Origin of the sequence: Azospirillum palustre (assembly GCF_002573965.1) — a bacterium.
GTDB lineage: Bacteria > Pseudomonadota > Alphaproteobacteria > Azospirillales > Azospirillaceae > Azospirillum > Azospirillum palustre.
This window is the reverse complement of record NZ_PDKW01000043.1, coordinates 2,252,019-2,269,108: the sequence shown is the minus strand read 5'-3', so window position 1 is coordinate 2,269,108 and position 17,090 is coordinate 2,252,019. Positions and strand designations below refer to the sequence as shown.

Genomic DNA, 17,090 nt, shown 5'->3' with positions numbered 1-17,090 from the left:
TCCGAGCCAAATCGTCTCGTTGGAGGAAGTTCCGCGGGGCAAGCGGGAAGGCGGGGGGAGCGGCCATCTACCCCGCCCGCGACAGGCGGTAGAGCACCAGCGCGTCGGGCTGGTTCGACGCTTCGCCGACCGGCGTCCAGCCGTTGCGTTCGTAGAAGGCGCGGGCGTCGGCGTTGCGGGCGGCGCAGGCCAGCTCGGCCGGCCGGGCGCCGCCCTGCAACAGGCCCAGCGCCTCGCGCAGCAGGGCCGATCCGATGCCGCGCTTGCGCCAGCCGGGGTCGATGAACAGGTTGTGGATGATGCCGGCCTTGGGATCGAGCGAGACGAAGCCGACCACCGTCCCCGCCGTCTCGGCCACCAGCACCGAATCCCCGCGGACGCAGTCGTAGTAATCGTCCAGCCCGAACCGCTCGGCGGGCTGCCAGGAGAAGGCCTGGCGGCGGCCATGCAGGAAGATCTCGGCACAGCGGGCGGCGTCGGCGCCGCGGGCGGAACGGATCGCGATGCGCACCCCTTCGCCGGCCGGCATGCCTGTCTCCTTCCGTCCGTTGCGCCCGATCGCGAGGATCGACCGGATGCCGCTCAGACTATTCCACCGGCGGGGCGTGCGGAAACGGTCCTTTCGTCCTGTCCGGCCTGCGGGCGATCAGCGGGGCGGCTTGTCTTCGCCGCTTTTCCCGGAGCTGCTCTTTTCGGCGGGAGGAGTCCCATTCCCCGCCTTGTCTCCGGCGGCGGGCGTGTCGGCAGGAACGCCCGGCGGACGGGCAGGCTCGTTGGCGGCGCTGCCGAGCAGGCCGGCCTCGCGGTAAAAGCGCTCCGCCCCCGGATGCAGGGGAACCGAGACGTTGGCGACCGCGCGGGCGGGATCGAAGTTGCGGCCCTGCGGATGCCCGTCGGCCAGGACGCGGCGGGTGTTCTCGTGCCACAGCGCGCGGACGACGCCGTAGATCAGGTCGGGATCGCGGTCGGCGCGGGTCAGCAGCTCCGCCCCCAGGCTCAGCGTCGGGGTGGTGGCGCTGCCGGGATAGGCGTTGGCCGGGATTTCCTGCTCGATGTAGAAGCGCTGGCCGCGCCGCAGCCGGTCGGCCGGTTCGCCATCGAGCGGCACCAGGCGGATGGGCACCCGTGCCGCCACGTCGCTGACCGCCGCCACCGGATAGCCGCCGACCATGAAGAAGCCGTCCAGCTCGCCCTTCGCCAGCCGGTCGGCCGCGGTGCCGGGCTTGAGGTAGAGCGGCGTGATCGTGCTTTCCGACAGGCCGTAGGCGTCCAGGATCAGCCGCGCCTCGACCAGCGTGCCGGAGCCCTCCTCGCCGAGCGAGATGCTGCGGCCCTTCAGGTCGGCCATGCGGTCGATGAAGCCGTCGGAGCGGACGACGATCTGGATCGCCTCGGCATAGAGCATGCCGAGCGAGCGCAGCTCGGTGAAGGGGCGCTTGCCGGTGAAGCTGCCGGTGCCGCTGTAGGCCCAATAGGCGACGTCGGCCTGGGCGAACCCGGCCTCCACCGTGCCGGCGCGCAGCATCTCGACATTGTCGACCGAGCCGTTGCTGGCCTGCGCCACCACGATCAGGCCGGGGATGCCGCAGCTCCCGCCCTTGTCGCAGGGGCGGGAGCCCGGCGGGTTGGAGATGGCGTTGGCGATCAGCCCGCCGATCGGGAAATAGGTGCCGGAGGTGGTGCCGGTGCCGATGCGGAAATAGCGGAGATCCTGCGCAGCGGCCGGCCCGCCCAGAAGTCCGGTGCCCAGCAATCCGCCGCCCAGCAGCGGGGCCAGCGCCACCCCTCCCAACAGCCCGCCCAGCAGATGGCGGCGGGTCGGAACGGGTTGGGTAAGGGGAGCCGCATCGGAATGCGGCCCAGGTCCCGGAGAGCGGAGCCCCGGCGGGGGTGGGCAGGCTTTGGCGGCTGCGCGGGGCACCGGATCGTTCCGTTCGTCTGGCCCGTGCGTCCCGGGCGGGAAGGGCGGGGAGGGGAAGGTCGTGCCTTCAAAGATTTCCGCGCAACCCGGTCATTTCAAGGCGCATCCGGTCAAATCACGCCGACGAGGTCGAGAACGCCGGCGACTGCTACCGCACCGCCACACAGACGCACGGCACGGTCCGACTCGGCCTGTGTCACCGCGATCGACAGACCCAGCCCGCCGCAGGCCACCAGCATCAACCCTGACGCGAAACCGGCCCAATAGAGCGGCGGTCCCTGGTGTGCATGGCCGTGGAACACCGCGGCGACCGCGGCGACCAGCACCGCCACTGCCGCCGGGGCGCGCACCCCCAGCGCCACCAGCGACCCGACCACCACCAGCGAGGCGGCCAACCCCGGCCCGGCATAGGGCAGCCGTACGCCCATCTGGGCGGCGAAGCCCGCCGCCAGCGCGGCGGTCACCGCGGCGGCCGGCACCTGCCACACCGCGGTGCCGCCGGCCTGTCCGGCCCACATGCCGATGCCGAGGATGCCCAGCAGATGCTGCAACACCCACACCGGCGTGGTCAGCCCGTTGCCGAAGGCCCCCGTCACCGTCGTCATGCGCCCGCATCCCCCGTCCGTTCCGCTCCGGCTGCCGGTATGGCGGCTGAGCGGGGGCGGGGTCAAGCCGCCAAGTCCGGCGCCGACACGGCGCCGAAGGGGGGAGGCGGGGTTGACGCTACCGCGCCAGCGGGTCGCCGAACTGGCGCAGGTCGTTTTCCCGCCGCATCAGGTCGCGCTGGCCCAGCGGGTCGAGCCGGCCCATGGCGTCGTCGGTGCGCATGCGGTCGACCTCCGGCCGGATCAGGTCGCGCTTGAAGGCGTCGGTGGCGCTCTGCGACGAGGGCGGGGGCGGCACCGGGATCGGGCGCGGCGGCTGGGGCAGGGCGGCCGGGTCGGGCGGCGGCGACGAACTGCCGCGGCGGCGCTTGGGCGGCGGCTGGTCGGTGCCGTCCGGGTCGCGGCGGATTTGGCGGTCGCCGCTCTGCCGGGCGGGGGCGGGGTTCGAGTCGGCGCGCGACTGCTCCGCCTGGATCTGGCTCCAGGTTCGTCGCTCGCCCCCGCCGGGAACGACCGTCTGGTTGTAGACGGGCGGAAAGGCCTGGGCGCGGCCGGGCGTGTCGTCGCGCAGGTCCGACGGCGCGCAGGCGCCGGCCGCCAGCAGGAGAAGGAGCGGAGCCAGACGGCTGACGACCGGATGGCGGGCGAAGGACGGGGGATGTGGGGTCATGTACGGAATGTCGGCACTGCCGAACGTTTCGGCAAGATGACCCCAAAGGAGGGACTCCCCTTGCGGCCGAGCCAGCGCTACAATGTTCTTTGTTTGTTCTTAGCGGTCGAGGGGAGAGGGATTGGTCCGCGGAGCAGAGAGAACCAAGCGCCGCATCCTTGCCCTGTGGCTGCCGCGCCTGCCGACCGACGCGCGGGAGCGGCTCATGCCGCCGGAGTTGCGGGCGCGCCCCTTCGTCCTGCTGCGGACGGAACGCCAGCGGCGGGTGGTGGTCGCGGTCAACCGGGCGGCGGCGCTGCTGGGCATCGCCCCCGGCAATACCCTCAGCGATGCCCGTGCGCTGGAACCGACGCTGGAGGCGGCGGAGGCGACGCCGGAGGACGATTCGGCCCTGCTCGGCCGCATCGCCGACTGGGCGCGGCGCTACAGCCCCTGGACCGCGGCGGACGAGCCGGACGGGGTGGTGATCGACCTCACCGGCTGCGCCCATCTCTTTGGGGGCGAGCCGGCGCTGGCCGCCGACCTGACCGGCCGGCTGCGCGCCGCCGGCTTCGCCGCCCGTGCCGCCATTGCCGACACCCCGGCCGCCGCCTGGGGGCTGGTGCGGTTCGGCAGTCCGGAGCAGCGGCGTCGCGAGTCGTTGGATGACCTGCCGCTCGCCGCCCTGCGGCTGCCGGCGGAGACGGTGGAGGGATTGCACGCGCTGGGCCTGCGCCGGATCGGCGATTTGCATGCCATGCCGCGGGCGGGGCTGGCGGCGCGGTTCGGGGCCGGGTTGATGCAACGGTACGATCAGGCCTTCGGCCGGCTGGACGAGCCGATCTCCCCGCGCCGGCCAGTGCCGGACCATCGCGAGCGTCTGACCTTCGCCGAACCGATCGCCACGCCCGAATCGATTGCCGGGGCGCTGCGCCATCTGCTGGGGAGGCTGTGCAAGGGGCTGGAGGCGACGGGGCAGGGGGCGCGCCGGCTGCGTCTGGATGCCCATCGCACCGACCAGCGGGTGGACGATGACCCGCAGAGCCTGACGCTCGGCACCAGCCGCCCGGTGCGCGACCCGGCGGCGCTTGCCCGGCTGTTCGCCCCGCTGCTCGAACGCATCGAACTTGGGCCGGGGGCGGGGCTGGAAACCCTGGTGCTGTCGGCGACCGAGACGGGACCGCTGTCCGCCGTCCAGACCGCAATCGACGGGGAGGAGGCCGGCGACCAGGGGAATGACGACCAGCTGGCCGAACTGGTCGACCGGCTGACGCTGCGGCTGGGGGAACGGGCGGTGCTGCGGCTGGTGCCGCGGGAAAGCTGGCTGCCGGAGCGCTGCGTGGCGCCGCATCCGCCGATGGAGCGCCTGCCGCCGCCGAAGCCCTGGCCAGCCGGGCAGCCGCGCCCCCTGCGCCTGCTGACCCCGCCCGAGCCGGTTGAGGCCACCGCCCCGCTGCCCGACGACCCGCCGCTGCTGTTCGTCTGGCGCGGCGTGCCCCATCCCGTGCGGCGGGCCGAAGGGCCGGAGCGGATCGAATGCGAATGGTGGCGTGGGCAAGGGTCGCTGGGACTGGCGCTGCGCGACTACTACCGGGTCGAGGATGACGGCGGCCGGCGGTTCTGGCTGTTCCGCGCCGGCCTGTATCGCCCTGACGAGACCCCGCGCTGGTTCCTGCACGGGTTTTTGGCGTGAGGTGTCGGGCCCCCGCCCGCTCACCCGGCCCGGTCGAGCTGCTTCAGGAAGGCGATGTAGCGGTTGATGTCCTCCATGCGGCGGGCATGGTCGTTCATGTCCGAGAGGCGGCCTTCGATGGCCTTCTGGGCGCCCTCCACCTCGTCGATCACCGCATGGATGTCGGTCTGCAACTCCTGCGAGGCGGTGGCGGCCTCGTCCATGCGGGTGCTGGTGTCGTCGAGCTGGCCGCCGACGGAGCGGACGGAGGTCACCACCTGGTCGATGGCCCGGCGGGTGTCGGCCAGCGTCTGCTTGGTGTCGTTGGCCAGCTTGCGCACCTCCGCCGCCACCACGGCGAAACCCTTTCCGGCCTCTCCGGCGCGGGCGGCCTCGATGGTGGCGTTGAGCGCCAGCAGGTTGGTCTGGCTGGCGATGCCGTCGATCACCGCCAGCACCTTCTCGATGCTCTTCACCACGGTGGACAGCTGGTTGAATTCGCGGACCAGAGCCTCCTTGCGGTCGGCGTGGCCGTCGAACAGGGTGGCGTGGCGGTTCAGCGTCGCCTCGATCGCCGACATCGAGCCGCCGATGCGCGCGGCATAGCTGGCGGTCTCCTGCACGCCGCCGGTCAGCGTCACCAGCGCGTCGAGATAGCTGTGCATCCGCTCGATCACGCTGTTGCGGATGCGGCTCAGCAGCTCCAGCCGGTTGTAGCGGGTGGCGATGAAATAGCTCTGGAACCGGGCGTAATGCACCGGGAAGCGGTCGACCATGTCGTCGGAGAAGGCGGCGCCGGGCGGCACCTCGAAGAACATCAGCGCCGACAGGGTCTGGTTGATGTTGATGCCCAGCAGCTCGCCGAAGGTGGAGAAGCCGGCGGCGGCCAGCCCGTCGAAGGCATGGACCCGCGACAGCTGGTCGGGATTGTTCAGCCGGCGCAGGATGCAGTCGTTCAGGATGGCGCCGACCGGTTGCGGCTTGTTGCGCAGATAGGCCGAGAGGTCGTCCTCCGTCTGGCGGACGAAATCGGTCGCCTCGACAAGGCACAGCGAATCGCCGGGATTGACGTCGCAGTAGAAGGCGACCTCCCCCTTTTCGAAATCGAAGCCGGAGATGGAGCGGACGAACAGCTCTCCCTCCATCTCGATGGCGAAGGTGTTCTTCGCCAGCTTGCCCGGCAGGTCCTGCGGCTTGCAGCGCAGGGATTTGGCGAGCGCGTCGATGAAGCCGACGACCTCGAAGCCGTCGCGGTCGATCACGCTGCGCACGATGCGGCGCATCGGGTCGGCGTCGACCACGGCGAAGCGGGTCTGGGTCGGCCGGAAATTCTGCGACTTGAAGATGCCGTAGCGGATGCCGGGCGCCATCTTCAGGAAGATCGTCACCGCCGCGTTCTCCAGCACGCGCTGGCCGTCGAACAGATGGGTGTTGCGGAAGTCGAGCTTGCCGCCGGCCGAGCCGCCGATGAACAGGCAGGGGAAATGGCCGGAGCGGTAGACCGCCTCCATGAACCAGCTTTCGCTGGCCGACAGCCCGTCGATGAAGGTCAGCGCCACCGTGTCGTGGCTGTCGACCGGGAAGGGGACGCGGATGCGGTCGAGCTCGCCGCGGATCGCCTCCACCCGGGCCGGCACGTCGCGGGTCGGGCGGCCGCCGCGCAGGTCGTCGCAATGCAGCGGGACCGACTGGATGCTGACCCCGGCGAGCAGGCGCGGGCTGAAGGATTGCAGCACCACGCTGTCCCAGCGGTCGCCGGCCTTGCGGTAGAGCGGCTGGCCCTCGGCCGCGCACAGCTCGCCCGCGGTGGAGACCAGCACCAGCTGGGTCGCCGCCGGCAGGGCGGAGCGGACCGCCCGCGCGGTGGCGGCGAAATCGACATGCGGCGACACGAAACCGACGACCAGCGCCGGTGCCCCGTCGGCGAAAGTCAGACCCTCCAGCGCCGCGGCGCCGATCTGCCCTGCCGGCAGGCACAGGCTGCGGATCGGCTGTTCCGCCGGTCCGGCGGCATGCGCTGCCGGTTCGGACCTGCCGGCAGGAGCGCCGACCGGGCTGCCGGGGACGGGGGAGGTCGGGGAGTCCGAGCGGAAGAAAGACAGCATGCTGGCGAATCCTCGGTCGTCTTTGTCGTTCATCCCGCGCACCGGCTGCGCCCGTTTTCCGCTGTGAGTGCCCGGGTATGGCTCATTTTGCCGACACTTTAGCTGCCGATCGGTAGCGCTTCCTGTCGGGGGGACTCCGTATCCGGCTGCGGCCTGTCGCCGCATCCATCGGCAGGTTGGGGCCGGGCGGCGGTCGATTCCGCTTGTGGGGCCAGCGGAACATTGGCATAAGGCAATCCATAGGCCTGGGGTGCCGTGCGGTGGTCGCGCGGCTGAGAACACACCCATCGAACCTGTCTGGGTAATTCCAGCGAAGGGAGCCGCCGCATGATCCATGCGCCAGAACCGCATCCATATTCCGTTTCCGCGCCGGGACTCCGCCCGTCCGCCACCCGTCCTTCCGTTGCCATCGTCGGCGCCGGCTGCATCGGCCTCGCCATCGCCTGGAGGCTGGCGTCGGCCGGCTGCCGCGTCGACGTTTTCGAGCGGGGGGAGGCCGGGCGCGGCGCCACCTATGCCGCCGGCGGCATGCTGGCCGCCTGTGTCGAAACCGAGCCGGGCGAGGAGGGGCTGCTGCCGCTGACCCGCGCGTCGCAGGCCCTGTGGCCGGACTTCGCCCGCGATCTCGAAGCGGCGAGCGGCATCGCCGTCGATCTGCGCCGCGAAGGCACCATGGTCATCGCGCTGACCGCCGACGATGCCGCGAAGGTCCGCTTCCTGCACGGGTTCCAGCGCGATCTGGGATTGCCGGTGGAGTGGCTGGGCGGGGCCGAGGTGCGGCGGCGCGAACCCTTCCTGCAACCGGGTGTCGCCGGTGCCCTGTTTTGTGCCGGCGACCATCAGGTCGACAACCGCAAGGTCGCAGCCGCCCTGCGCCGCGCCGCCGAACTCGCTGGCGCCCATCTGCATGAGCGGTGCGGCGAGGTTGCGCTGGCGGTGGAGGGCGGGCGCGCCGTCGGTGTGCGGGTGGCCGAGACGCTGCACCGGGCCGACCAAGTGGTGCTGGCCGCCGGGGCGTGGTCGGCCGGGGTGCCTGGGCTGCCGCCCGCCGCCCGGCCGCCGGTGCGTCCGGTGAAGGGGCAGATGGTCTGCCTGCGCATGGATCCCCGTCTGCCGCTGCTGCGCCATGTGGTGTGGACGCCCGGCACCTACCTGATCCCGCGGCTGGACGGCCGGCTGCTGATCGGCGCCACGACGGAGGAGCGCGGCTTCGACGACCGTCTGACCGCCGGCGGCCAGTTCGCCCTGCTGGAGGGGGCGTGGCGGGCGCTGCCGGGCATTGCCGAACTGCCCATCGAGGAAGCCTGGGCGGGTTTCCGTCCCGGCAGCCGCGACGATGCGCCGATCCTGGGCGAGAGCGGCATTCCCGGACTGATCCACGCCACCGGCCACCACCGCAACGGCATCCTGCTGACCCCGGTGACCGCCGACGGCATCGCCCGTCTGGTGCTGACCGGCGAGACCGATCCGCTGCTGCGCCCCTTCGCCGCCGACCGCTTCGTTGCTGCGGGAGCCGCCGCATGACCGCCGTTTCACGTGAAGCCATCCGCGTCAACGGCTGCGAAGAGCCGCTGTCCGCCGCCTCCGTCGCCGAGTTCCTGGCCGGCCGCGGCATCGCCGAGGGTGCGAAGGGCGTCGCGGTCGCCCTGAACGGCGCCGTGGTCCCCCGCCGCCGCTGGCCGGAGACCGCGCTTAAGCCCGGCGACAGCCTGGAAATCGTCCGCCCCATCCAGGGCGGCTGACCCCCCGATCCTCCCTCTCCCGCCCCGGGAGAGGGAAGGGGCCCATGCGCAGCATGGGAAGGGTGAGGGGTGGGGCAAGGATCAGAATCCATGTTCGGATACCCCCTCACCCTCCCCACGCCTACGGCGCGGGTCCCCTCCCTCTCCCGGGGCGGGAGAGGGCCTTTGCAAAAGGCTCCCCCCATGTCCCAGACCGACACCCTCACCATCGCCGGGCGCAGCCTCGGCTCGCGGCTGTTCCTCGGCACCGCCGGCTATCCGAACCAGCAGGTGATGCTCGACGCGCTGGCGGCCAGCGGCAGCGAACTGGTCACGCTGGCGATCCGCCGCATCAGCCTGGACGGCTATTCGGAAAGCCTCGTCGACGTGCTGGCCCGCGCCACCGCCGGGCGGGCGGCCGGGCCGGTCGGGCTGTTGCCCAACACCGCCGGCTGCATGACCGCCAAGGAAGCGGTGCTGACCGCCCAGCTGTCGCGCGAGGCGCTGGACACCCCCTGGATCAAGCTGGAGGTCATCGGCGACCGCGAGCTGCTCTATCCCGACGTGGAGGAACTGCTGCGCGCGACCGAGGAGCTGGTGAATGACGGCTTCGTCGTGCTGCCCTATTGCAACGACGATCCGGTGACCTGCCGCAAGCTGGCCGACCTGGGGGCCGCTGCGGTGATGCCGCTGGGGGCCTTCATCGGGTCGGGCATGGGCATCCGCAACCCGCACGCCATCGAGACGATCTGCGCCCGCAGCCCGGTGCCGGTGGTGCTGGATGCCGGCATCGGCACCGCGTCCGACGCGGCGCTGGCGATGGAGCTCGGTTGCGCCGCCGTTCTGCTGAACACCGCGGTGTCGAAGGCGCGCGACCCGGTGCGGATGGCGGCGGCGATGCGCGATGCGGTCAATGCCGGCCGCGCCGCCCATCTGGCCGGCCGCATGCCGATGCGCGCCCATGCCGAACCGTCCAGCCCGCAGATGGGCCTGATCGGCGGCTGATACCGGCTAATTGCGGGGCAACCGGAGGGCGAGAGGGTGGGCAAGGTGACGCGCACTCCGTTCGGCCGCTTGATCCGGCGGGGCGGCTGACGCAGGCTGTGCCGCACCGCCTCCCTTGGCGCCCCTCTGCCGGAGACCCTTGCCTTGCCCGCCACCTTCGAACCCCGCACTCCCGACTGGAAGGCGCGCTGCTTCGCGTCCTTCGAACAGCAGCCGATCTGCAAGACGCTCGGCATCGAACTGGCGGCGATGGAGCCGGGCTTCTGCGAGATGCGCCTGCCGTTCCGTGCCGACCTGACGCAGCAGCACGGCTTCTTCCATGCCGGCATGGTCAGCACGCTGGCCGACAATGCCGGCGGCTATGCGGCGCTGAGCCTGATGCCGGCCGGGGCGGAAGTGCTGGCGGTGGAGTTCAAGATCAACCTGATGTCGCCGGCCAAGGGCGATGTCATGATCGCCCGCGCCCGCGTGGTGAAGCCGGGCCGCACCCTGGTCATCACCCAGGTCGAGGTGTCGATGCTGGACGGCGGTGTCGAGAAGGACTGCGCCCTGATGCAGCAGACCACCTTCTGCGTGATGCCGAAATGACGTTTCAACCGGTTCGAAAGGGCTTTTCCATGCTGTCTGCCCGTCTGTTGTCCGTGCCCGCCGCCCTGCTGCTGGCCGGCGGCATCGCCGTTCTGGCCGCCGCCCCGGCCGAGGCCAAGGATCCGCCCTCCTGCGCCGCCATCTCCTTCCGCTCGCTGCCCAGCGGCGCGCCGGACGGCGAACAGGATGCCGGCCTCTACAAGTCGCGCTTCGGCAAGATCGAGGTGAAGGCCGACGTCAAGGGCGGGCAGGCCACCACCTACTACATGGTGCTGAACGGCAAGAAGGTGGACGGCCCGGCCAACCCGCCGAAGATGTCGGAGGCCTGCCTGAAGTCCAAGCACGTCAAGGTGCCGGTCGCCAAGCAAACCCAGGGCACCTGCACCGGCACCCGCTTCCGCGTCGTCGTCGACCGGTCCAGCGGCAAGCCGGTCGCCGCTTTCTTCGGCCTGCAGGGCGAGGATTGGGCCTATTGCAGCGCGACGACGCTGTAAGGACGGAAGCCTGAAGGGGGGCGGACCCCCGCCCCCCTCATCTCCTCAGATCGCCAAAGCCTTCACCCGCTCCCGCAAGGCCTGCCGCGCCGCTTCCGCCTCGCTGCGGGCGGTGGTCAGGTCGCGGGCCAGACCGTCCAGGCGGTTTTCCGCCTCCGCCATCTTCGCCAGCGTGCGCTTGTGCAGGTCGCTGCCGGCCGGCAGGGCCTTCAGGTTCTCGCGCAGCCGGTCCTGGTCGGCGATGCGCTCGGTCCGCTCGCGCTCCAGTTCGGCGATGCGGCGCTCCTTCTCGGCGACGGCGGACCGCAGGCCGGCCAGCGTGGTCAGCGCCTGACGCACCTCCGGCGGCAGTTCGGGAGCGGAGGCGCGGGCGGCGATCTGGTCGGCGCTCAGATCGGTCAGCACGATCCGCTCCTGCCGCGGCCGTTCCAGCGTCGCGGTCAGCGTCACCGTCTTGCCGGCCGGCACCGCCAGCGGCAGGCGGTAGGCGCCCGCGGTCGCCTCCGGCTTGCCGTTTGCCGGCTCGGCGAGGTCCCAGCCGGGGCGGCGCGGATGCTCGATCACCACGCTGCGGTCGGCGTCCGGGGCGCCCGCCACCGTGTAGGTGGTGCTCTGCCGGTCGGTGACCGACAGGGTCAGCACGCCATCGGCAAGGGCGGCGCGGGACAGCCGGCGGCCCGGCTTCTCCTCGCGGTCGATGGTCACCGCCTGATCGACGGCGAAGGACAGCAGGCGGCTGTCGCCCGCCGGCAGGGTCGCCATGCGCGCGTCGCCGACATAGGCGCTGGTCTCCGCCCCGGCGCCGCCGGTCCGGTCATAGAAGGTCAGCAGCCCCGGCGGCAGGGCGGTGTCGCCATCGTTGCGCAGCCGCAGCGACGCCAGCGGGTGGCGGGCGTCGGTGCCCGGCTGGTAGAGCGCCACCCGCTCGACCGGCAGGCTGCGGACGGCGATCGGCATCATCAGGGTCCCGCCGTTCGGCACGCTGACCGGCTGCGGGTAATGGAACAGCACCTGGGCGCCTTCCGCAGCCCCGGCTTCGGCGCCGCGCACCGCGGCCATCGCCGGAGTCCCGGCGGCGCTGCCATAGGGCGCCACCTTCGCCAGCGGCTCGCCCATCGGTGCCGGCGCCATGGCCGGTGCGGGGGGCGGCGGGGCGGCCATCGCCGCGGCGGGCGGCACCGCGGCGCGCGAGGCTTCGGACTGCGCCCGCATCGCCGGATGGGCGTCGTTCAGCGTCACCGTGCCCTCGTCCGCCGTGGGCAGCACCCGGCCCAGCACCTCCACCGGCACCTCGGGCCGCTCGACGAAGTAAGGGGTGTAGAGCGCCTGGCGCAGGGTGACCGGATTGCCCGACACCACCGTCAGATCGACGCCCTTCCAATCCTCGCCGCTGAGATTCTCCAGCACCGCCCAGCCTTGCAGCGCGCCGCTGCCCTCCTTCGCCGCTCCGGCTTGCGGCTGCCCATTCTGCGATTGTCCGCCCTGCGTCATGCTGAGCCGATAGGTCGCCTTCCACAGCGGCATCTCCGCGACATACCCGACCCGGACCCGCCGTTCGCCGGCGGCCTGCCCATCCTGCGGCGCCCGGCTGTGCACGGTCAGCTGCCGCCGCTCGCGCCGGGCATTGTCCGCCACCGCCGACAGCGCCCGGTCGATCTGGGCCTGCACCGCCGGATCGGTGAAGCGCAGCGCGTCGGCCTCCTCCAGCACCAGCTGGCGCAGCCCGTCGGCGGTCATCAGCGTCACCCGGTGGCGCGTGGCGGTGGCGCCGTCGCTGCCCGGCAGCCGCACCGTCTCCTCCGTCACCGACATCAGCCGGCCGGTCAGCTGGCGGGAGCCGCCGGACGTCACTTCCGCCCCGCGCATCGCGTTCAGCAGGGCGGCGGGCGACGTGAGGTCGCCCGCCGAGAAGGGCAGTTCGCGGAAGGCGGTGTCCAGCGGTTCGGCGCCAGGCAGGCCGATGGTGCCGACGCCGCCCTTGTCGTCATAGACGACGATGCTTTTCAGCACGTCGTCGACCTGATCGCGCCGGACCTCCAGCGACAGGTCGGCATCGCCGCTGACCGTCGCCTCATATTCGAAATAGCCGACGCCGCCGGTGGACAGCAGAACCCGCGTCAGCGCCAGTTGCCCGCCGGTTGGCCCGTCCGCCGCGGCCCAGGCGGCCGGGGCCGCCATCAGCAGGGCGGTGGAGGCGAGAAGGATGGCACGGGTCATGATTGTCTCTCCGGTTCTGTTGCTCCCGACCGTCGGCATAAGCGCGAATTCGGGCGGGAATAGGGAGAGCGTTGCCGGAGGGGACGGATAGGCCGGAAGGGTGGGGGCCTGTGGTCAGGGTGCCGCCGTCAGCCAGCGTTCCATCATCGTGCGCCACAGCGGCGCGCCGTTATGGGCCGTGACCTGTGCCGCGTTCGGCGTGCAGCCCGGATTGCAGCCCTGATGGTGGCTGCAACGCTCCGCCACCGGACGGCGGTTGCCGTCGGCGGGCAGGCGCCTCGCGGTCCTGGAGTGGGCATGCGATGCGGTGCGCTGGTGCGGCATCGGCAGTGCCGGGGCGGTGCAGCCGGACATGATCGTGGTCTTGTCCCAGTCCTTCGGGGGCCAGTCGTTCGGTCGTGCCGTCAGCCCGGCCGTCCGACCGAGCGCGCCGAATCGAGATGGCGCCTCGCCTCGCCCAGCAGCAGCCGGTGCTGCGCCAGCGTTTCGCGGATCGGGCCATGCTGCCCATAGACCCGCACCTCGTTCAGCAGGCGGTCGGCGCGGTCGAGCAGGGCCAGACGTTCCAGGCAATGGTCGATGGTCGACATGGCGGATTTCCCCATCACGGATTGGTCCGGCGCCCCTTGCCGGGCAGCCGTCCCCTGTTCGATGATCTGGATTTAAACCGCAGCGTGTTTCTGGTTAATGTCTGCGCAAGGGTACTTTTATGTCGCTGGAGCGGCAGGGGGTTTCAACCAACTCATGCGGTGGGCCAAAGAGCCGCGGCTGTTACGGGGTTGTAACGCATTGCGTGGCGCTCGCGCGTGAGATAAGAAGGTTTGGGGAGGTAACAGGCATGCATATTCTCGCGGTCGACGACGACGAGCCGATTCGGGAGCTTTTGGCCTCATATCTGGCGGGAGAGGGGTACCGGGTCACGACGGCGCAGGATACCGCATCGGCCCGGCAGGCCCTGGATGGCGAGCCTGTCGATCTCGTGGTCTGCGACCTGCGTCTGCCCGACGGCGACGGGCTGGGGCTTGTCCGCCAGATCCGCACCGAATCGCAGATCCCCGTCATCATCCTGTCCTCCAAGGACCAGGATGTCGACCGCATCGTCGGGCTGGAGCTGGGCGCCGACGATTACCTGACCAAGCCCTTCAACCCGCGTGAACTGCTGGCCCACATCAAGGCGGTGCTGCGCCGCGTTTCCAACGACGCCCGCCCGGCCCGCAGCCCGGAAGAGCTGCGCGCCGTCGTGCAGTTCGCCAACTGGGAACTCGACCTCACCGCCCAGCGCCTGCGCGGCCAGGAGGGGCGCGAGGTGGAGCTGACCAAGGCGGAGTTCGGCCTGCTGGCGGCCTTCGTCAAGCGGCCGCAGCGGGTGCTGACCCGCGACCAGCTGCTCGACCTCACCCGGGTCGACGGGGCGGAGGTGTTCGACCGCTCCATCGACGTGCTGATCCTGCGCCTGCGCCGCAAGATCGAGGCGAACCCGAAGGAACCCCGCATCATCAAGACCGAGCGTGGTGCCGGCTACGTCTTCGACGCCAAGGTCCGCACCGTCTGACGGGTCTGCACCGACAGGTCTGCGGTGCCCGTCCGGCCTCCTCCCAGCTGCCCCGGACGCCCCCTGGACGCCTTCCCACGCCCGCGTTAGCCTTTCCTGAAAACCTGTCGGAGAGGAAACGCGCGTGTCTGATCCCATCGATTTCTATTTCGACTTCGGCTCGCCCTACGGTTACTTCGCCAGCCTGCGCATCGACGAGCTGGCGGCGAAGCATGGCCGCACCGTCACCTGGCACCCGGTCCTGCTCGGCGCCATCTTCAAGGTGACGGGCATGAAGCCGAACCTGGAGCAGCCCCTGCGTGGCGAGTATCTGACCCAGGATGTCGGACGCATCGCCCGCCTGACCGGCGCGCCCTTCACCTTCCCCGATTCGGCCCCGGCCAATGGCGTCGCCGCCTCGCGCGCCTTCTACTGGCTGGCCGACGAGCATCCGGAACAGGCCAAGCTGCTGGCCCGTGCGATCTATCATGCCCATTTCGGCGAGGGGCAGGACATCGGCCCGGCCGACACGGTGGCGGAGATCGCAGCGAAGACGCTGGGCAGTCTCGGCATCGACCGCGCCGCGGTGACCGCCGCCATCCAGGACCCGGCGGTCAAGGACCGGCTGCGCAGCGAGGTCGACGATGCGGTGGAGCGCGGCGTCTTCGGATCGCCCTTCTTCATCGTCGACGGCGAACCCTTCTGGGGCTGGGACCGGCTCGACATGGTCGACCGCTGGCTCGCCACCGGCGGCTGGTAAGAGGAACGATCCGGATCGTCAGCAGGGGGCGGAAAGTGCTGACGGTCGGGGCCGGCGAACCGCTATAACCATGGGCTAAGACTTTCGGTTGGGCGCCGGCCGCGGTGCCTGCTCTCGTTTCGGTTTACCGCCCCATGGATCAGATCGTTCCCGACCGCCGTCCCCGGACCTCCAGCCCGCCCCCGGCAGTTCCGCCCGGCGGTTCGCACGGCAACCATGGGGGTGGGCATGGGGGCCGGGGGGCGTCGAAGTCCTGGCTGGGCGGGGCGTTGCTGACGGCGCTGCTGCTCGGCCTGATCGCCCTGTCGATCCGGTCGGTGTCGGGCGACCTGACCTTCGTCCTGCTGGGGTCGGTCGGTCTGGTGGTCGGTGCCTTCCACTATCTGTTTCCGGGCAGCCAGTTCTTCACCCTGGCTTTGACCAACTTCATCGGCGTCTATGCCTGCATCTTCGTCTTTTTCGTCGAAAGCAACTTCCACAACATCAGCCCGCTGATCCAGGCGATTGCCTTCGTCCTGCCGCTGGTTGCTTTTCTCGGCGGCGCATGGTGGCGGGCGGAGGACATCCGGCGGATCGTGATGTCCAGGCGGTTGCGGGAAGGCGGCCATTTCGACCGCGTCTTCCTGTGGATGGCGCCGGTCTGGGGCATCGGCGCCCTGACCTTCCTGGTCCCCGAACAGGACATGGACACCCAGGCCATCGGCGCGATCTTCCTGCTGGCCATGTCGGCCATCGCCGTCATCGTCGCCCTGGTGTCACGCGACATCGCCATCTTCCTGCTCGACGCCGGCCTGCTGTTCGAAGGCTTCTTCCAGCAATCGGCCCGTCTGGTGCTGCCGGCCTTCGCCTTCCTGACCTTCTATTCGCTCTGCATCATCCTGTTCGGCGCCATCTACACCATCATGGACCGCTTCATGGCGGAGCCGAACTTCGTGATCGAGGGCGTCCGGCGCGACATCACCTTCGCCGAAGGGATCTATTTCTCCATCGTGACCTTCGCCACCGTCGGCTATGGCGACATCCACCCGGTGTCCGGGGTGGTCCGCCTGATCTGCGGCATCGAGATCGTCATGGGCGTGCTGCTTTTGCTGTTCGGCTTCAGCGCCATCATCGGCCATGCCCGCCCGAGCGGCCGGTCGGACCGCAACGATCCGCTCTGAGGACAGATCCGTCCCGCGCTCCGGACTGCGGGACAATCCGGCATAACGCACTATGTCAGGAGGCGCGCTATGCTGGGCGCGGTTCCGTCCCTCCTGTCAGAGACCTTGCAGCCTCCATGCCTCTCCATCTGATCAAGCTCGCCGTCGGCGTCCGTGACCTCGACCATCTGGCGGAGCTTCAGGACCGCCGCGCCGTAACCGCCGGCGGCCAGACCCGCATCCCCGTCTACACCCGCCGCCTGCCCAAGCGCGGCGACGAGCTGCTGGCCGGCGGATCGATCTATTGGGTGATCAAGGGCAGCGTCCTGGTGCGCCAGCCCATTCTCGCCATCGACACCGATACCGACGAGGAAGGCGAGAGCTATTGCACCCTGCACCTCGCTTCCGACCGGGTGCAGACGGTGCCGACCGCGCATCGACCTTTCCAGGGCTGGCGCTATCTGACCGCCGAAGCCGCCCCCCAGGATCTCTCCGCCGCCGGCGGGGCAGGGGACGAACTGCCGGCCGACATGGCGGCGGAACTGCGTGAACTCGGTCTGCTCTAAAGAAAACATCCGTCGGTTCAGCGAACATAAAAAGCAGAAGGCGATGAAAAAAGCGCTTGCGCGGTTTGGGGGAGGGCGCCTATAAACCGCTCCACCGACGGCGGGGCGCTGATTGAG

17 protein-coding genes, 2 pseudogenes and 1 riboswitch are annotated in these 17,090 nt (G+C 70.7%); of the genes and pseudogenes, 10 read left to right on the top strand and 9 right to left on the bottom strand.

The annotated features are described in order from the left end of the window. Positions 1–67: 67 nt before the first annotated feature. The 4 genes from CRT60_RS33015 to CRT60_RS33000 form a co-directional block, all read right to left on the bottom strand. On the bottom strand, positions 68–529 hold the full coding sequence (locus tag CRT60_RS33015) for a GNAT family N-acetyltransferase (RefSeq protein WP_098740593.1): 462 nt from the start codon (positions 527–529) through the stop codon (positions 68–70). A gap of 117 nt (positions 530–646) precedes the next feature. Further along, positions 647–1,783, bottom strand: a complete 1,137-nt coding sequence (locus CRT60_RS33010) for a TAXI family TRAP transporter solute-binding subunit (protein ID WP_244592883.1) — start codon at positions 1,781–1,783, stop codon at positions 647–649. 248 nt (positions 1,784–2,031) lie between these two features. Further along, positions 2,032–2,526: a HupE/UreJ family protein gene (locus tag CRT60_RS33005; RefSeq protein ID WP_098740591.1), complete on the bottom strand. Its 495-nt coding sequence runs from the start codon at positions 2,524–2,526 to the stop codon at positions 2,032–2,034. A 118-nt stretch (positions 2,527–2,644) separates the two neighbouring features. Next, complete coding sequence (locus CRT60_RS33000; RefSeq protein WP_098740590.1) at positions 2,645–3,196, bottom strand: hypothetical protein; 552 nt, start codon at positions 3,194–3,196, stop codon at positions 2,645–2,647. 121 nt (positions 3,197–3,317) lie between these two features. Here CRT60_RS33000 and CRT60_RS32995 point away from each other — a divergent pair, with 121 nt between their 5' ends. Continuing rightward, positions 3,318–4,868: a Y-family DNA polymerase gene (locus CRT60_RS32995; RefSeq protein WP_167421851.1), complete on the top strand. Its 1,551-nt coding sequence runs from the start codon at positions 3,318–3,320 to the stop codon at positions 4,866–4,868. Between the two features lie 20 nt (positions 4,869–4,888). On the opposite strand, the pseudogene CRT60_RS37855 reads toward CRT60_RS32995, so the two are convergent. Next, a pseudogene (locus CRT60_RS37855) lies at positions 4,889–5,320 on the bottom strand (methyl-accepting chemotaxis protein); the annotation flags it as partial. A gap of 393 nt (positions 5,321–5,713) precedes the next feature. Beyond that, positions 5,714–6,952: pseudogene (locus CRT60_RS37850) on the bottom strand (FIST signal transduction protein); the annotation flags it as partial. A 236-nt stretch (positions 6,953–7,188) separates the two neighbouring features. Beyond that, a riboswitch (TPP riboswitch) is annotated at positions 7,189–7,288 on the top strand. Between CRT60_RS37850 and thiO the strand changes: the two are divergent. The 5 genes from thiO (at position 7,280) to CRT60_RS32965 (ending at position 10,760) form a co-directional block, all read left to right on the top strand. Next, the gene (thiO, locus tag CRT60_RS32985; protein ID WP_193548473.1) at positions 7,280–8,476 is read left to right on the top strand and encodes a glycine oxidase ThiO; all 1,197 of its coding nucleotides are present in this window, start codon (positions 7,280–7,282) and stop codon (positions 8,474–8,476) included. It overlaps the preceding riboswitch by 9 nt. Continuing rightward, the gene (gene thiS, locus CRT60_RS32980) at positions 8,473–8,694 is read left to right on the top strand and encodes a sulfur carrier protein ThiS (RefSeq protein WP_098740588.1); all 222 of its coding nucleotides are present in this window, start codon (positions 8,473–8,475) and stop codon (positions 8,692–8,694) included. Before thiO ends, thiS begins: the two co-directional genes overlap by 4 nt. Before the next feature lie 183 nt (positions 8,695–8,877). Beyond that, positions 8,878–9,678, top strand: a complete 801-nt coding sequence (gene thiG / locus CRT60_RS32975) for a thiazole synthase (protein ID WP_098740587.1) — start codon at positions 8,878–8,880, stop codon at positions 9,676–9,678. 144 nt (positions 9,679–9,822) lie between these two features. Next, positions 9,823–10,266 carry a PaaI family thioesterase gene (locus CRT60_RS32970; RefSeq protein ID WP_098740586.1) on the top strand — a complete coding sequence of 148 codons (444 nt, stop codon included), beginning with the start codon at positions 9,823–9,825 and terminating at the stop codon, positions 10,264–10,266. 29 nt (positions 10,267–10,295) lie between these two features. Continuing rightward, positions 10,296–10,760 (top strand): hypothetical protein, encoded by a 465-nt coding sequence (locus CRT60_RS32965; protein ID WP_244592882.1) that lies wholly within the window; start codon positions 10,296–10,298, stop codon positions 10,758–10,760. A 45-nt stretch (positions 10,761–10,805) separates the two neighbouring features. On the opposite strand, the gene CRT60_RS32960 is transcribed toward CRT60_RS32965, so the two are convergent. From CRT60_RS32960 to CRT60_RS32950, 3 genes are all read right to left on the bottom strand, one after another. Continuing rightward, positions 10,806–12,977 (bottom strand): hypothetical protein, encoded by a 2,172-nt coding sequence (locus tag CRT60_RS32960; RefSeq protein WP_098740584.1) that lies wholly within the window; start codon positions 12,975–12,977, stop codon positions 10,806–10,808. A gap of 114 nt (positions 12,978–13,091) precedes the next feature. After that, positions 13,092–13,331 carry a hypothetical protein gene (locus CRT60_RS32955; protein ID WP_098740583.1) on the bottom strand — a complete coding sequence of 80 codons (240 nt, stop codon included), beginning with the start codon at positions 13,329–13,331 and terminating at the stop codon, positions 13,092–13,094. Positions 13,332–13,381: 50 nt separating this feature from the next. Continuing rightward, a complete protein-coding gene (locus CRT60_RS32950; protein WP_098741156.1) occupies positions 13,382–13,567 on the bottom strand; it encodes a hypothetical protein in 186 nt (61 codons plus the stop codon). A 248-nt stretch (positions 13,568–13,815) separates the two neighbouring features. Between CRT60_RS32950 and CRT60_RS32945 the strand changes: the two genes are divergently transcribed. The 4 genes from CRT60_RS32945 to CRT60_RS32930 all read left to right on the top strand — a co-directional run bounded on the left by CRT60_RS32945 (position 13,816) and on the right by CRT60_RS32930 (position 16,973). After that, a complete protein-coding gene (locus tag CRT60_RS32945) occupies positions 13,816–14,529 on the top strand; it encodes a response regulator (protein ID WP_098740582.1) in 714 nt (237 codons plus the stop codon). 124 nt (positions 14,530–14,653) lie between these two features. Then, positions 14,654–15,268, top strand: a complete 615-nt coding sequence (locus CRT60_RS32940) for a 2-hydroxychromene-2-carboxylate isomerase (RefSeq protein ID WP_098740581.1) — start codon at positions 14,654–14,656, stop codon at positions 15,266–15,268. 134 nt (positions 15,269–15,402) lie between these two features. Then, a complete protein-coding gene (locus tag CRT60_RS32935) occupies positions 15,403–16,428 on the top strand; it encodes an ion channel (RefSeq protein WP_098740580.1) in 1,026 nt (341 codons plus the stop codon). A gap of 116 nt (positions 16,429–16,544) precedes the next feature. After that, positions 16,545–16,973 (top strand): DUF1489 family protein, encoded by a 429-nt coding sequence (locus tag CRT60_RS32930; RefSeq protein WP_098740579.1) that lies wholly within the window; start codon positions 16,545–16,547, stop codon positions 16,971–16,973. Positions 16,974–17,090 lie beyond the last annotated feature (117 nt).

Coding starts and splice junctions, on each gene's coding strand:
- CRT60_RS33015 (WP_098740593.1), bottom strand. CDS start 529: ATGCCGGCCGGCGAAGGGGTGCGCATCGCGATCCGTTCCGCCCGCGGC.
- CRT60_RS33005 (WP_098740591.1), bottom strand. CDS start 2,526: ATGACGACGGTGACGGGGGCCTTCGGCAACGGGCTGACCACGCCGGTG.
- CRT60_RS33000 (WP_098740590.1), bottom strand. CDS start 3,196: ATGACCCCACATCCCCCGTCCTTCGCCCGCCATCCGGTCGTCAGCCGT.
- thiO (WP_193548473.1), top strand. CDS start 7,280: ATGATCCATGCGCCAGAACCGCATCCATATTCCGTTTCCGCGCCGGGA.
- thiS (WP_098740588.1), top strand. CDS start 8,473: ATGACCGCCGTTTCACGTGAAGCCATCCGCGTCAACGGCTGCGAAGAG.
- thiG (WP_098740587.1), top strand. CDS start 8,878: ATGTCCCAGACCGACACCCTCACCATCGCCGGGCGCAGCCTCGGCTCG.
- CRT60_RS32965 (WP_244592882.1), top strand. CDS start 10,296: ATGCTGTCTGCCCGTCTGTTGTCCGTGCCCGCCGCCCTGCTGCTGGCC.
- CRT60_RS32960 (WP_098740584.1), bottom strand. CDS start 12,977: ATGACCCGTGCCATCCTTCTCGCCTCCACCGCCCTGCTGATGGCGGCC.
- CRT60_RS32955 (WP_098740583.1), bottom strand. CDS start 13,331: ATGTCCGGCTGCACCGCCCCGGCACTGCCGATGCCGCACCAGCGCACC.
- CRT60_RS32950 (WP_098741156.1), bottom strand. CDS start 13,567: ATGTCGACCATCGACCATTGCCTGGAACGTCTGGCCCTGCTCGACCGC.
- CRT60_RS32945 (WP_098740582.1), top strand. CDS start 13,816: ATGCATATTCTCGCGGTCGACGACGACGAGCCGATTCGGGAGCTTTTG.
- CRT60_RS32935 (WP_098740580.1), top strand. CDS start 15,403: ATGGATCAGATCGTTCCCGACCGCCGTCCCCGGACCTCCAGCCCGCCC.
- CRT60_RS32930 (WP_098740579.1), top strand. CDS start 16,545: ATGCCTCTCCATCTGATCAAGCTCGCCGTCGGCGTCCGTGACCTCGAC.